Here is a 14,375-nt window from a genome sequence, read left to right on the forward strand (position 1 = left end):
TGCCCAGGTCATGAACTCGACGAGGAGTTCTTGAGACGAGGAGTTGGTCACCCATGACCGCCGCACTCTCGGCGCACGAGCTGATCGCCCGGCACCGGTCCACCCTCGACCAGGCGCTGGAAGCGATCCGCACACGCGCGTACTGGTCCCCGCACCCCGAGCACCCCAAGGCCTACGGGGAGAACGGCAGCCTGGACGCGGCGGCGGGCAAGGCCGCCTTCGACGCCCTGCTCGGCTCCCGCCTCGACCTCGGCCAGCCCGGGACGGACGACTGGGTGGGCGGCGAGACGTCCCCGTACGGCGTCGACCTGGACGTGACGTACCCGCACGCGGACCTGGACGTGCTGCTGCCCGCCATGAAGGCCGGGCAGCGGGCCTGGCGGGACGCGGGCGCGGAGCAGCGCGCGGTGGTCTGCCTGGAGATCCTCAAGCGGATCAGCGACCGGACGCACGAGTTCGCGCACGCGGTCATGCACACCTCCGGCCAGGCGTTCATGATGGCGTTCCAGGCGGGCGGGCCGCACGCGCAGGACCGCGGCCTGGAGGCGGTGGCGTACGCCTATGTGGAGCAGGTGCGCACGCCCGACAACGCCGAGTGGAACAAGCCGCAGGGCAAGCGCGACCCGCTGGCCATGACCAAGCAGTTCACGCCGGTCCCGCGCGGCATCGCCCTGATGATCGGCTGCAACACCTTCCCGACGTGGAACGGCTACCCGGGCCTGTTCGCCTCCCTCGCCACCGGCAACGCGGTCCTGGTCAAGCCCCACCCGCGCGCGGTGCTGCCGCTCGCGCTCACCGTGCAGGTCGCGCGCGAGGTGCTCGCCGAGGCCGGTTTCGACCCGAACCTGGTGGCGCTGGCCGCCGAACGCCCCGGCGAGGGCATCGCCAAGACGCTCGCGCTGCGCCCCGAGATCCGGATCATCGACTACACGGGCTCGACCGAGTTCGGCGACTGGCTGGAGGCCAACGCCCGCCAGGCGCAGGTCTACACGGAGAAGGCCGGCGTCAACACCGTCGTCGTCCACTCCACGTCCGACTACAAGGGCATGCTCTCCAACCTGGCGTTCTCGCTGTCCCTGTACAGCGGCCAGATGTGCACCACCCCGCAGAACCTCCTCGTCCCCCGCGAGGGCATCTCCACGGACCAGGGCCCCAAGTCCTACGACGAGGTGGTCGCGGACCTGGCCAAGTCGGTCGACGGGCTGCTCGGTGACGACGCCCGGGCGAACGCCCTGCTCGGCGCGATCGTCAACCCGGACGTGAAGGCCCGCCTGGAGGCCGCTTCGGGGCTGGGCGAGGTCGCCCTGGCCTCCCGGGAGATCACCAACCCGGACTTCCCCAGGGCGGTCGTCCGTACGCCGGTGATCGTGAAGCTGGACGGGGCCAAGCCGGACGACGAGGCCGCGTACATGAGCGAGTGCTTCGGGCCGGTGTCCTTCGCCGTGGCGGTCGACTCGGCCGCGGACGCGGCGGAGCTGCTGCGGCGGACCGTCCGCGAGAAGGGCGCGATGACCGTCGGGGCGTACACGACCGACCCGGAGGTCGAGCAGACCGTGCAGGAGGTCTGCCTGGAGGAGGCGGCACAGCTGTCGCTGAACCTCACGGGCGGGGTGTACGTGAACCAGACAGCCGCGTTCTCCGACTTCCACGGGTCGGGGGGCAACCCGGCGGCGAGTGCGGCGCTGTGCGACGGGGCGTTCGTGGCCAACCGGTTCCGGGTGGTCGAGGTGCGCCGGGACGCCTAGGAGCTCGGGAGGTGCGGTGATTGCGCGGCTGCCGGTGCGTTGTGGTTCGTCGCGCAGTTCCCCGCGCCCCTGAGATCCGCACCGCAGCTCCAGTGGTACAGGGTCATCGCGACACTGGTCGCGAGGTTGTAGCTGGAGACCTGGGGGCGCATCGGGAGGGACAGCAGATGGTCCGCCCGGGCACGCAGCTCGGCCGACAGGCCGGTGCGCTCGGAGCCGAAAGCGAGGACGGCGTCGTCCGGGAGCTTGACGCCCCGGATGTCGTCGCCCTCCGGGTCCAGCGCGAACAGCGGACCCGGCGGCAGCTCGTCGGCGCTCAACCGCTCCACCGTCGTCGCGAAGTGCAGACCCGCCCCGCCCCGCACGACCGTCGGGTGCCAGGGGTCGACCGTCCCGGTCGTCACCACACCGGTCGCCCCGAAACCGGCGGCCAGGCGGATCACCGCCCCCGCGTTGCCCAGGTTGCGCGGGTTGTCGAGCACCACGACCGGGGCCGTCCGGGGCACGTGCGCCAGCTTCTCCAGGCTGGAGGCGCGGGACGGCCGTACGGCCAGGGCGGCCACGGCGGTGGGGTGCGGGCGCGGCACGAACGACGCGTACGTCTCGTGCGGCACCTCCGTCAGCAGCCCGGCCAGCGCGTCCCGGACGTCCGGGGCCAGCTCGTCGGCGAGGGCGAGCGCGGCCGCCCGGTCGGCGGTGACCGCCACCGGCACCTCGGCGCCGAAACGCAGCGCGTGCTTGAGGGCGTGGAACCCGTCGAGCAGGACGGTGTCGCCGGCGAGCCGGTGCCAGACGGTCACGGGGTCGGTCATGCCCCGAAGCCTACGTGCGTGGTCTCGGAGCTCTCCTGGGCGCGCTGCCCGGGCAGGGGCGTACGCCCGCCCCGGCGCGGGAGCCGGTCACGCGCGCGGGCCGCCCGGCCGCCCAGCCGGCGCAGGAAGCCCGTCGGCAGGAACACCGCGTCCGCCGCGATCATCGCCAGCGAGAAGAACGGCAGACCGAGGACCACGGCGATCACCGCGTGCTCGGTCATCATCACGGCCAGCAGGACGTTCTTCACCCGCCGGTTGAACAGGGTGAACGGGAAGGCGACCTGCACGAGGACCGTTCCGTAGGTCACCAGCATCACCATCGTGCCGCTGGCGGACAGCAGATCGGCGAGCGCCGGCCAGGGCGAGAAGTACTCCAGGTGCAGCGGGTAGTAGACCGCGGTGCCGTCCTGCCAGCGGGAGCCCTGGATCTTGTACCAGCCGGCCGTCGCGTAGATCAGGCACGCCTCGGCCATGATCACGAGCAGGGCGCCGTTGTGCACGATGGTGGCGATCACGTCCAGCAGGACCCGCGGCTCTCCGGTCCCGGCCCGCCGCCCGACCAGCCACCACAAGGCCTGCGCCACCCACACCGTCCACAGCAGCGCCGGTATCAGCCAGTCGCCCTGCATCCGTCCGGCCAAGGTGGCCGCGACCAGCACGAAACCGAGCACACCCCACAGGGCCGGCCCCGTACGGTCCGTGACCCGCTCGCCCCGCGCGCGGGCCGCCCGGTCCCGCGCGGCCCGCCGGGCGTCCAGCGACCACACCTGGGCGCACCGCGTGAACACCAGGTAGATCGACATCAGGTGCAGCACGTTGTCGCCGCCGTCACCCATGAAGACACTGCGGTTCTGCAGCGACAGCACGCCGACCATGAACAGCACCGACACGGTGCGGGTGCGCCAGCCCAGCATCAGCAGGGCACTGGAGAGGACCGCGAGCACGTAGACGATCTCGAACCAGACCCGGCCGTCCGACCACATCAGAATGGTGAAGGAGCCGTTGGACGCGACCAGCTGCTGGGCGAGATCCCAGCTCCAGGGACCGTCGGGACCGTACAGCTCGTGGCGGTGGGGCAGCTCGCGGAGCAGGAACAGCAGCCAGGTGGCACTGAAGCCGATGCGGATGACGGCCGTCTGGAAGGGGCCCAGGGCGGCCTCGGTGACGCGGGCGATACCGCCCGAGACGGCCAGCGAGAAGCGGTTCACCGCACGCCTCCCGCGACCTCGTCCTGCGAGACCTTCCACCACGGCAGCTCGCGGTAGGACGGCGTGGTGGTGACCTTCTCCCGGCTCCACCCGGGCGGCGGCACATTGCTGGTCCGGGAGCGCACCTGCACCCGTTCGAGGACACCGGCGCCCCCGGTCGCCGCCCGTACCGCGTGCTCGCGGTCGAGGCGCAGCACCATGATCCGGCGAAGATACGACTCCGAGAGCGAGCCGCGCAGCCCCACCGGGCGGTTCTCGCTGTCATGCGTCGCGACGAAGAAGTCCCAGGCCCGGCGCAGCTCGTTCTGCTGGGTGTGGCTGGGCAGCAGGTTGCCGTCGATGGCCTGGCCGTCCTCGGCGGACAGGTCGTACCAGCCGGTCGTCAGCGTCATCCCGTCCGGCCCGCGCACCCCGGCGCGGACCTGGATCGAGATGTTCTGCTGGAGCGGATTCGGTGCGAAGAGCTTCCAGTTCTGCTCGAACTCCGGATAGATCCAGTCGTCCACGGCCTCGCCGTGCGCCTTGGTGACCGTGTTCGCCGGCGCGACGTGCAGGAACGTCATCCCCAGATGCACACACACCCCGATGGCGACGACCGCGAGCGTCAGGGCGACCACGATCTGGTGGCGGAGCGAGAGCGCGGCGATGCCGGTACGGGGTTCACCGGGCTGATGGGGCCCGGCGGAGTCCGCCGGGACCTGCTCCGGGGGCGGGGCCGGCCGGCTCGGCGTATCCGGGCCGTGCCGGGCGCCCGAGCCCTCGTCGTACGCGTCCATTCCGCCCCGTTCCACGATCCCGGTCCGTCGTTCCGTCCGCCCGGCCGCGAGGGCGTCGTACCGCCCGCGCGGCGATGCGCGGCGTCGGCACGGGCACGGTACTCAGGACGCCCCACCCGGGCACAGCCCCTGTCCGCCGGTCCGCCCGTGGCCGTCGCCACACCGCGGAGGCCGACCGTACGGCGAGTGCGGCCCTCCGAGAGCCGCGGTCCCTCTGGTCCACAAGGGACCCCCGCAGGTTATCCACAGGGCGCCCCGGCCGGTCGTCCGCAGGAGTGACACCCTACGGCGCCCGCCCGTACACCCATTCCCTTCTTCTAGAACCTGTTCTATCTTGACGCCCCGTCAGCTCAACGGGATCCGCCGGAAGGACAGGCACCGTGGACTTCACCTTCACCGAGGAGCAGCAGGCGGCGGCCGAGGCGGCGAGGGGCGTGTTCGCCGGGGTCGCGCCCGACGCCGTGCCCAGCCCGGCCCTCACCCCGGGCGCCGTCGCCGAGACGTACGACCGCGCCCTGTGGGCCGGGCTCGCCGACGCGGACCTGCTGAGCCTGCTCCTCGACGCCCGGTACGGCGGGTCCGGCCTGGACGCCGTCGCGCTGTGCCTGGTACTGCGGGAGTCGGCGGGGGTACTGGCCAGGGTGCCCCTGCTGGAGAGCAGCGCCGCAGCGGCGGCCGTCCAGGCGTACGGCAAACCGGAGGCGAAGGCGGACCTGCTCGCCCGGGCCGGCCGGGGCGAGACCGTCCTGACCGTCGCCGCGCACGGCCGCACCGGCCACGACCCGGCGGAGCAGGCCGTGACCGCCCGGCAGGACGGCGGGACCTGGGTGCTGGACGGGGTGCAGACGGCGGTGCCGTGGGCCCACGACGCGGACGTCACGCTCGTCCCCGCGCACACCGGTACCGGCCGGACCCTGCTGGCCCTGGTGCCGCGCGGGCACGAGGGCGTCGTCCTCGCCGAGCAGTTCTCCACCAGCGGCGAGCGGCTGGGCGAGCTGCGGCTGGAGTCGGCCCGGCTCGCCGCCCGGGACGTGATCGACACCGGCGGGGCGTGGGAGTGGCTGCGGGATCTGCTGGCCACCGGGACGTGCGCGCTGGCGCTCGGGCTCGGCGAGCGTGTACTGCGGATGACCGCGGAGTACACGGGCAAGCGGGAGCAGTTCGGGTTCCCGATCGCGACCTTCCAGGCCGTCGCCGTGCAGGCCGCCGACCGCTACATCGACCTGCGCGCGATGGAGGCCACACTGTGGCAGGCCGCCTGGCGGATCACCTCCGGAGCCCCGGGCCCTCTGCCCGCCGCCGCTGACGTGGCCGTCGCCAAGATCTGGGCGGCGGAGGGCGTCCGCCGGGTCGTGCAGACCGCACAGCACTTGCACGGCGGGTTCGGCGCCGACGTGGACTACCCCCTGCACCGCTACCACGCCTGGGCCAAGCATCTGGAACTGTCGCTCGGCCCGGCCGCGGCACACGAAGACGCCTTGGGCGACCTGCTGGCAGCCCACCCGCCGGCCTGACCGCAGCGGGCCGGGGAGGGGTGGTGGGTGCTAGAGGACGAACCCCTGCTGCCCGTCGTCCGTCACGACGGGACGGCCCGCCGCCTCCCACACCTGCATGCCGCCGTCGACGTTCACGGCGTCCACGCCCTGCTGGGCCAGGTACATCGTGACCTGGGCGGACCGGCCGCCGGAGCGGCAGATCACATGGACGCGGCCGTCCTGCGGGGCCGCCTCGGTCAGCTCGCCGTACCGGGCGACGAACTCGCTGATGGGGATGTGCAGCGCCCCTTCGGCGTGACCGGCCTTCCACTCGTCGTCCTCCCGGACGTCCAGCAGGAAGTCGCCGTCCTTGAGGTCCGCGACCGCGACCGTGGGCACACCAGCTCCAAAACTCATGCGTCCGACGCTACCGGAACCGGCGGGAGCACCGGCCGGGCGGCTCAGTCCTGGCCCTTGCCCTCGCCGAGCAGCGCGGCCAGCTCCGCCTCCCGCTCGGTGACCTGGGCGAGCAGCCCCTGCCCGATCTCGTCCAGGAGCCGGTCCGGGTCGTCCGGGGCCAGCTGGAGCATGTGGCCGATGGCGCCGTCCTCCAGCTCCCTGGCGAGCAGACCGAGCAGCTCCTTGCGCTGGGCGAGCCACTCGAGGCGGGCGTAGAGCTCCTCGGCGCGGCTCGGGCCCCGCTTCAGCTCGGGTCCCTTGGCCCACTCCTCGGCGAGTTCACGCAGCTCGGCCTCGTCGCCCCGGGCGTAGGCGGCGTTGACCCGCGTGATGAACTCCTCGCGCCGCCGGCGTTCCTCCTCCTCCTGCGCCAGGTCCGGATGGGCCTTGCGGGCGAGGTCGCGGTAGAGCTTGCGCGCCCCCTCGCTGGGGCGGACCCGCTGCGGGGGCCGGACCGGCTGGTTCGTGAGCATCGAGGAGGCCTCAGGGAACAGACCGCTGCCGTCCATCCAGCCGTGCAGCAGTTCCTCGACGCCGGGGATGGGGGCGAGTCGCGCCCTGGCTTCCTCCGCCCGCTGCCGGTCACCGGGGTCGCCGCTGCGGGCGGCTCTGGCCTCGAGGATCCGGGCGTCCAGCTCCTCGAGCCGGGCGTACAGCGGGCCGAGCTTCTGTTCGTGCAGCCGGGAGAAGTTCTCGACCTCGACGCGGAAGGTCTCCACCGCGATCTCGTACTCGATCAACGCCTGCTCGGCGGCCCGCACGGCCCGCTCCAGCCGCGCCTCGGGGCGTGCGGCGTCGCCACCATCCTGGTCAGCTTCCGGGGTCGTCACCCGACCAGCCTAGGTGACGGACCGACCGGGCCCGTGCCCCGGCGGACGCCCCGGACCGTCGACCTGCCGGACGGCCCCGGAGGACAGCGACCCAGCCGGCAGCCCGCCGTTCGCAGCCAGCAGCCCGAAACCGGTAGGCCTGTAGGCCGCGAGGCCGCGAGGCCGCGAGGCCGCGAGCCCACGACCCGCAACCGCAACCCGCAGGCCTCGTCCCCCAGCCCTCAGGCCGCAACCCCGCAGCCCTCAGCCCTCAGCCCTCAGTTTCGCGACTCGCGCCCCACAGGCCCCTACACCCCCATCTCCGCCGCGACCTTCCCCGCCTTCACCCCCGCCACCAGCTCCGCGTGATCCGCCTCGGTCCGGTCCGCATAGGCCACGGCGAAGGTGGCCATCGCCTCGTCCAGCTCCTCGTTCTTCCCGCAGTACCCGGCGATGAGCCGCGGGTCGGCGCTGTGCGCGTGCGCGCGGGCCAGGAGCGCACCGGTCATGCGGCCGTAGTCGTCCATCTGGTCGGCGGCCAGGGCTGCCGGATCGACGCTGCCCTTGCGGTTGCGGAACTGGCGGACCTGGAAGGGGAACCCGTCGACCGTCGTCCAGCCCAGCAGGTTGTCGCTCACCACCTGCATCCGCTTCTGGCCCATCACGACGCGCCGGCCCTCGTGACCGGCCTCCGGTGCGTCGAAACCGGCCGTGACCAGATGCGGCACCAGCGCCGACGCCCGCGCCTCCTTCACCTGGAGCACCAGCGGCTCGCCCCGGTGGTCCAGGAGCAGCACGACGTAGGAGCGGGTGCCGACACTGCCCGTGCCGACGACCCGGAAGGCCACGTCCTGCACCGCATGCCGGGCGAGGAGCGGCAGGCGGTCCTCCTGGAGGGTGCCGACGTACTCCTCCAGGGACGCGGCCACCGCCGCGGCCTCCGCGTCCGGGACCCGCCGCAGCACCGGCGGGGCGTCGACGAAGCGGCGCCCGCCGTCCTCTGTGGCCTCGGTGGACTTGGCCGCGAAGCGGCCGCTGGTGTTGTGGCGGGCCTTCTCGGAGACCCGCTCCAGCGTGCCGAGCAGATCATGGGCGTCCGTGTGGGAGACGAGTTCCTCGTCCGCGATGGCGTTCCACGCGTCCAGCGCCGGGAGTCCGGCCAGCAGCCGCATGGTCCTGCGGTAGGCGCCCGCCGCGTCGTAGGCCGCCTTGCGGCACTGGTCCTCGTCGGCGCCCGCCACCCGTCCCGCGAGCACCAGGGAGGCCGCGAGACGTTTGAGGTCCCACTCCCAGGGACCGAGCACCGTTTCGTCGAAGTCGTTCAGGTCGATGACCAGGCCGCCGCGCGCGTCGCCGTACAGGCCGAAATTGGCCGCGTGGGCGTCGCCGCAGAGCTGGGCCCGGATCCTGGTCATGGGCGTGCGCGCCAGGTCGTACGCCATGAGGCCCGCCGAGCCGCGCAGGAACGCGAACGGAGTGGCGGCCATGCGGCCGACCCGGATGGGAGCCAGTTCGGGCAGCCGCCCGCGGCCCGACTCCTCGACGGCGCTCACCGCGTCGGGCCGGGACGGGTCCAGATCGAGCGTGGCGTGCGCGCCGCGCGGGATCTGCTTGCGCAGGGCCTTGCCCTCGTCCTTGGGCGAGCCCTCGGCGGGCCACTCGGCGAAGCCACGCACCCTGGGCAGCCTGCGCGGCGCCCCGTCCCTCGCCCTGGCTCCGCCCTCGTCCTGAGCTTCTGCCCTGGTCATCCCGACCGCCTCCCCCGCACGCGCACGAACATCAACTCGTGCCGACCGTACAACCGGCGGCCGAAACGCGTCAGACCCTGTGGACAACTCCACACCTGTGGACAACCCGTTCCGGCGCGTACGGACGTGGCTACACCCCTGAGGACACGGCGGTGGCTACGCCCCCGAGGGCACGGAGGCCTCGGCCGGTGCGGCCGCTTCCTCCTCCGTCCGCGCCTGCGCCAGCAACCAATCGGCCCGGTCCACCGAGATGTCGAGCCGGGCCAGTACCGCCGGGACGGTGATGCTGGGCAGGAAGTGCTCGAACAGCACGACGACACGGCGCTCCAGGTCCTGCCGCTGGCAGCGCAGCTGGGACAGCAGCTGCACCCCGGAGAAGCTGCCGACGAGCAGCTCCGCCGTCTCCGCCACGTCCACGTGCTGCAGCAGCTCGCCCCGCGTCTTCGCCTCGGTCAGCATCTGCGTGTTCTGGTCGATCCACATGCGGAAGGCCGGGGTGCGGTCGAGGTCCATGGCCCCCTGGTCGAGGGCGAGCCCCACGCTGGCCCGCACCAGCGGTTCGGACCGCAGCCGGCGGGCCATCACCAGACCGGAGTCGACGAGTTCCTGGAGCCTGCTGGACTGCGGCGGGAGCGCGAGCGCGAGCTGCTCCTCGAAGACCCCTACCGCCAGCTCCTCTTTGGAGCCGAAGTGGAAGTACAGCGCGCCCTTGGTGACGCCTGCCCGGTCCAGGATCTCGCCGATGGTCGCCGAGGTGTAGCCGCGTTCGTCGAAGACGGCCGCCGCCGCCTCCAGGATGGTCCGCCGGGTGCGGATCGCGCGCTCCTGTCGCGCCATCGAGTGCCTCCTGCTCTCCGTCTATCCCTGTGAAGTCGCTGTATGGCGAGGGCGCGAGTGCCTGTCCCAGCGGTGTGGCTCACCCTTTGAAAAAAACCGGCTCGTCCGTATCTTAGTCAAGCGTCGACCGCGGCCAGGCAGCCGATCCTGGGGGTTCTCATGCCGCAGACAGGGCCTTTAAGCGCACTCACAGAGGATCAGACCGGACGTGAGGGCCGTCCGGCAAACGCAACCGCTACGACCGTCGAGAACCCGCCACAAACCGCCCTTCCCCAAGGGACCGCGCCACCGAGTCCGGCCGCCGCGCGATCCGCGCCGTCGGCGACCACCGACGAAGCCGCGCCGCCGACGACCACCCCCACGGACGAAACCGAAACGACGCCACCCGCCGCCTTCACCCCCGTGTTCGCATCCGCATCCGAGTCACCTTCCCCCGTCACCGAGCGCCCCGCCCCCCGCTCCCACACCGTCGTCACCAAAGAACTCGCGCATCGCACCACCGAGACGGACGTCTTCCCCGCCCGGTGGACCCGAATCTCCGACGCCCGTTTCCGGTTCAGCGCGCACTGGCCGGCCGACCACCCGTTCTTCGGCCCGGTGGACGACCTTCACCAGGACCCGATGATCGTGGGCGAAACGTTGCGGCAGGCTTCGATGGTGCTGGCGCACGCCGAGTTCGGCGCCCCGGCCGACACCCACTTCGTCATGTGGGACCTGACGGTCCGCGTCGACCCGACCGCGCTGCTGCTGGCGGAGGCCGCCGAGCCGGTCGAGTTCGACGTCGTGTGCTCCGAGGTCCGCCGCCGCGGCCGCGGGCTGCACAGCATGCGGACCACGATGGAGTTCCGCCGTGCGGGACGGCTCGTCGCCCGCGGCACCGGCAGCACCGGCTGCACCTCACCGCGCGCCTACCGCCGCCTGCGGGCGGGGAGGCTGAACGCCCTGGACACGCCGGTGCCGCTGCTGCCCGGCATAGCGCCACAGACCGCGGGACGGGCCGGCGCCGAGGATGTCGTCCTCGCCCCCGCCGACCGCCCCGGCGTCTGGAACCTGCGCGTCGACACGGGCCACCCGGTCCTCTTCCCGCGGCCCAACGACCATGTCCCCGGAATGGTCCTGTTCGAGGCGGCCCGCCAGGCCGCGACCGCCGCGTCCGGCCTGCACCCCTTCCTGCCCGGCCGGATGACCGCCGAGTTCGCCCGGTACGCCGAACTGCACAGCCCGTGCCGGATCGAGACGGAGATCCTCGAAGACCACCCCGGGGAGGTGACCGTACGGGTGTCGGGGCGGCAGGACGGCGCGTTGGTCTTCACCGCCGGACTGACCTCCGCCCGGCCGGCGCGGGTACGGTCCCTGTCGTGACGGTCAAGGTTCTGATCACGGGCGCGAGCGGCTTCGTCGGCAGCCGGGTCGCCGCCACGGCGAAACGGCAACCGGGTGTCCAGGTACGCCTGTTGTCCCGGCACGCGCCGCACGGCCCCGAATACGTCCACGGCGACCTCTGCGCGCCGCCCTCACTGCGCGGCGTCTGCGCCGGCACCGACGTCCTGGTGCACTGCGCAACGCGAGTCGGCGGCGACGCCGAGACCGTCCAGGCGGTCAACGACCACGGCACCCGGGCCCTCGTCGAAGAGGCCGTGCGCGCCGGAGTGCGCCGGATCGTCTACGTCGGTACGGCCGCCGTTCTCGGCCGGGGCCCCTTCCGGGGCGTACGCCCCGCGGAGGTGCCGATCGCCCCGGCGTCGCCCACCAGCCGCACCCGGGCCGCCGCCGAACGGTACGTCCTCGACGCGGGCGGCCTGGTGCTGCGCCCGCACCTCGTATACGGCGAGGGCGACCGCTGGGTGATACCCGGACTGGTGTGGCTGATGAAGGAGCTGTCGGCCACCCTGACCGGCTGCGAGGCGCTCCAGTCGATGATCGACGTCGACAGCCTGGGCCGTGCGGTGGTGGCCGCCGCCCTCTCCCCGGCGTCCGGCGGCGGTGTGCACCACGTCGGCCACCCCGAGCCGGTGGCGGTTCCCGACCTGCTGGCCGCTGTGTGCGGGGAGTTGGAGGAGCCCGGCGGCGGTGCGGCCGTGGACGTCGCCACCGCCCTCGACCGGGCCGCCGGGTCACCGCTCGCCCTCCATCATCTCGGCATGCTCACGGTCGACCACTGGTTCGTGGACGACGCGTTCTGGAAGGACTTCGACTGCTCACCCGGTGAGGGGTTCGCGGCCGCGTTCAGCCGCGCGGCGCCCTGGTACCGCGCGTTCCTCCAGGGCCGGAGAGTTTCCTGACCGCCTCTCCCTCCGCTTCCGCCTCCCCCTCCGCTGCCGCCTCCTGCGGATGCGGGCCCGGTTCCCGGCCGTGCAGCAGCACCGGCAGTTCCTCGTGGCCGGTGGAGATGATGGACCGCAGCCGCTTCGGCGGATGCGACGGGTCGGCCAGGGCCAGCCGCGGGAAGCGCGCGAACAGCGACGTCAGGGCCACCGTCGCCTCGGCCATGGCCAGAGGGCGGCCCAGGCAGTGGTGCACGCCGTGGCCGAAGGACACGTGGTCGCGGCTGGTGGCGCGCGTCACGTCGAACCGTTCGGCGTCTGGCCCGTGCCGCTCGGGGTCGCGCCCGGCACCGGCGAAGGAGACCACGAGCGGGTCACCCTTGGGGATGGTCAGGCCCGGCTCGATCTCGATGTCCTCGACGGCGTAGCGCAGGCCCGACATGGCGCCCGGCGCCTCGAAGCGCAGCGACTCCTCCAGGGCGTCCTCCCAGGTCGCCCGCCCGGAGCGGACGAGGTCGAGCTGGTCGGGGTGGGCGAGCAGGCTGTGCACGGTGTTGTCGATGAGGTTGACGGTCGTCTCGAAACCGGCGGTGAGCAGCAGGATCAGGTTGTCCATCAGTTCCTGCTCGCTGAGGCTGCCTTCGTCGCGTGCCGCGATGAGCGCCGTCGTCAGGTCGTCGGCGGGGTGCTCGCGCTTGTGCTGGAGGAACGCGGTCAGCGTGCCGTAGAGGTCGACGGCGTTGGCCTGGGCGTCCTCCAGGGAGATCGCCGTGTCGAAGAAGCGGTTGATGATGCGGTAGAGGGCAGCGCGGGGACCGTCCTCGCCGGGCGGCACGCCGAAGAGCTCGCACACCACCTCGTGCGGGATGGGCGCCGCGAACGCCGCCCTCAGGTCGACGACTTCGCCCTCCGGGATCCCCTCCAGGGCGTCCAGCGCCCGGTCGACGATCTCCTGGACGCGCGGCAGCACCGCGTCGACGCGGCGTTTGGTGAAGGCGGCGGCCATCGGCTTGCGCAGCCGGCTGTGGTCGGAGCCGTAGGCGGTGACCATGTTGCGGACCGAGACCCAGATGGCGAGCGGCCAGGTGCGGGAGATGTCCCCGTTGATCCAGGCCGGCCAGTGCTGGTAGGCGTCCTTGCTCGTCTCGGGTCCGGCCAGGAGCCGTTTGTTCAGCTCCAGGCCGGTGATCCACCACGCCCGGACGCCACCGGGGAGTTCGACCTCGACGGCCGGGCCCTGGGCACGGATCCGGGATATCTCGCCGTAGAGGTCCTGACCGGACGGGTCGATCGACAGGAAGGGGCAGGCCTGCTGTGCCATTCATCGCTCCTTGGTCCAGAGGCTGGGGATCCATGGTGCGATCCGGCCGACGGCAAAACTTGCCAACCGGTTTGTTTTGGCCACTACTTCACGCACTGTTGGCCAAGGGTGGGTGACTACCGCAGCGCGAGCCCCGCCCTGCCGGCCTCCGCCGGCACGTCCTGGGCGACCGGTTCGCTCCCCGCCGGTTGACGCCCCGCGGGTTCTTTCCCGACCGCTTCACTCCCCGCCGGATCCAGCGCCCCGGCCAGACGCGGCGCGGCCAGACACGGCAGCAGCAGCCGCCACAGGTCGGTCAGCGAGGGCCGGGCGAGCCAGCCGTGGTCCTCCCGCGCCAGCACCTCGATGCCGGTCGTGGCGGCGAGGACGACGGCGCCGGTGCGCTGCGGCGTCACACCGGCGGCGAGTTCGCCCCTGCGCTCCGCCTCGGCCAGCAGCCCCTGCACGCACTCGCGCCATTCCCGGCGCAGGTCCCGTACCCGCCCAGCGGCCCCCTCCACGTTCAGCCGCAGCCCCGCCCGCACCACGCCGTCGGCGGACAGCATCCGGGCGACGTGGTGCGTGACGTCCACGAGGCGTTGCAGGGCGCAGCCGTCGTCGCAGCGGCTGCGGACCGCGGCCGCGCGCAGGGCACGGGCGGCAGCGTCCTCGACGGCCTCCGCGACGGCGGCCTTGTTGGCGAAGTGGAAGTGCAGTGCGCCGGAACTGACGCCGGCTCCCGCGCTGATCTCCGCCAGGCTGGCCCGGACGTACCCGCGGGCCTCGAACTGTGCGGCCGCCGACCGGATCAGCGCGAGACGGGTCCGGACGGCCCGGTCCTGTTTGGTCACCCGTGGCTCCCCTGCAGGGCTCTGATGGCGACGCAATGAAACCAACTTGCTGGTTTTTATACAACGCGTCGACGGCCCAGGGGCCGTGGGA

The 14,375-nt window shown here is 72.7% G+C and carries 13 protein-coding genes; 4 read left to right on the forward strand and 9 right to left on the reverse strand.

What is annotated here, in order from left to right; genetic code table 11:
• The first annotated feature begins 53 nt into the window (after nucleotides 1–53).
• Nucleotides 54–1,745, forward strand: a complete 1,692-nt coding sequence (paaN, locus tag IO24_RS0120100; RefSeq protein ID WP_031137530.1) for a phenylacetic acid degradation protein PaaN — start codon at nucleotides 54–56, stop codon at nucleotides 1,743–1,745.
• Here the strand turns inward: paaN and IO24_RS0120105 are convergent.
• From IO24_RS0120105 to IO24_RS0120115, 3 genes are read right to left on the reverse strand one after another with little or no spacing between them, the layout of a single operon-like run.
• Nucleotides 1,742–2,557, reverse strand: a complete 816-nt coding sequence (locus tag IO24_RS0120105) for a TrmH family RNA methyltransferase (protein WP_234335181.1) — start codon at nucleotides 2,555–2,557, stop codon at nucleotides 1,742–1,744. The two genes, paaN and IO24_RS0120105, sit on opposite strands and share 4 nt — an antisense overlap.
• Nucleotides 2,554–3,765 carry an HTTM domain-containing protein gene (locus IO24_RS0120110; protein WP_031137532.1) on the reverse strand — a complete coding sequence of 404 codons (1,212 nt, stop codon included), beginning with the start codon at nucleotides 3,763–3,765 and terminating at the stop codon, nucleotides 2,554–2,556. Before IO24_RS0120110 ends, IO24_RS0120105 begins: the two co-directional genes overlap by 4 nt.
• Complete coding sequence (locus IO24_RS0120115) at nucleotides 3,762–4,541, reverse strand: DUF5819 family protein (RefSeq protein WP_031137533.1); 780 nt, start codon at nucleotides 4,539–4,541, stop codon at nucleotides 3,762–3,764. Before IO24_RS0120115 ends, IO24_RS0120110 begins: the two co-directional genes overlap by 4 nt.
• 380 nt (nucleotides 4,542–4,921) lie before the next feature.
• Here IO24_RS0120115 and IO24_RS0120120 point away from each other — a divergent pair, with 380 nt between their 5' ends.
• On the forward strand, nucleotides 4,922–6,055 hold the full coding sequence (locus IO24_RS0120120) for an acyl-CoA dehydrogenase family protein (protein ID WP_031137535.1): 1,134 nt from the start codon (nucleotides 4,922–4,924) through the stop codon (nucleotides 6,053–6,055).
• Between the two features lie 30 nt (nucleotides 6,056–6,085).
• On the opposite strand, the gene IO24_RS0120125 is transcribed toward IO24_RS0120120, so the two are convergent.
• The 4 genes from IO24_RS0120125 to IO24_RS0120140 all read right to left on the reverse strand — a co-directional run bounded on the left by IO24_RS0120125 (nucleotide 6,086) and on the right by IO24_RS0120140 (nucleotide 9,869).
• The gene (locus IO24_RS0120125; RefSeq protein ID WP_031137536.1) at nucleotides 6,086–6,415 is read right to left on the reverse strand and encodes a rhodanese-like domain-containing protein; all 330 of its coding nucleotides are present in this window, start codon (nucleotides 6,413–6,415) and stop codon (nucleotides 6,086–6,088) included.
• A gap of 62 nt (nucleotides 6,416–6,477) precedes the next feature.
• Nucleotides 6,478–7,305 carry a hypothetical protein gene (locus tag IO24_RS0120130; protein ID WP_031137538.1) on the reverse strand — a complete coding sequence of 276 codons (828 nt, stop codon included), beginning with the start codon at nucleotides 7,303–7,305 and terminating at the stop codon, nucleotides 6,478–6,480.
• A 287-nt stretch (nucleotides 7,306–7,592) separates the two neighbouring features.
• Complete coding sequence (locus IO24_RS0120135) at nucleotides 7,593–9,032, reverse strand: DUF2252 domain-containing protein (protein WP_045296004.1); 1,440 nt, start codon at nucleotides 9,030–9,032, stop codon at nucleotides 7,593–7,595.
• 156 nt (nucleotides 9,033–9,188) lie between these two features.
• Entirely contained in the window at nucleotides 9,189–9,869 is a 681-nt protein-coding gene (locus IO24_RS0120140) for a ScbR family autoregulator-binding transcription factor (RefSeq protein WP_031137541.1), read from the reverse strand.
• Nucleotides 9,870–10,271: 402 nt separating this feature from the next.
• On the opposite strand from IO24_RS0120140, the gene IO24_RS0120145 reads away from it, so the two are divergent.
• Entirely contained in the window at nucleotides 10,272–11,231 is a 960-nt protein-coding gene (locus IO24_RS0120145; RefSeq protein WP_078899088.1) for a ScbA/BarX family gamma-butyrolactone biosynthesis protein, read from the forward strand.
• The gene (locus IO24_RS0120150; protein WP_031137544.1) at nucleotides 11,228–12,151 is read left to right on the forward strand and encodes an NAD-dependent epimerase/dehydratase family protein; all 924 of its coding nucleotides are present in this window, start codon (nucleotides 11,228–11,230) and stop codon (nucleotides 12,149–12,151) included. The genes IO24_RS0120145 and IO24_RS0120150 overlap by 4 nt, the downstream gene beginning before the upstream one ends.
• Here IO24_RS0120150 and IO24_RS0120155 read toward each other — a convergent pair.
• Nucleotides 12,096–13,454, reverse strand: a complete 1,359-nt coding sequence (locus IO24_RS0120155) for a cytochrome P450 family protein (RefSeq protein ID WP_031137546.1) — start codon at nucleotides 13,452–13,454, stop codon at nucleotides 12,096–12,098. The genes IO24_RS0120150 and IO24_RS0120155 overlap by 56 nt on opposite strands.
• Before the next feature lie 116 nt (nucleotides 13,455–13,570).
• On the reverse strand, nucleotides 13,571–14,284 hold the full coding sequence (locus IO24_RS0120160) for a ScbR family autoregulator-binding transcription factor (RefSeq protein ID WP_031137548.1): 714 nt from the start codon (nucleotides 14,282–14,284) through the stop codon (nucleotides 13,571–13,573).
• Nucleotides 14,285–14,375: the final 91 nt, after the last annotated feature.

This window comes from Streptomyces flavovariabilis, from assembly GCF_000725785.1.
GTDB lineage: Bacteria > Actinomycetota > Actinomycetes > Streptomycetales > Streptomycetaceae > Streptomyces > Streptomyces hawaiiensis.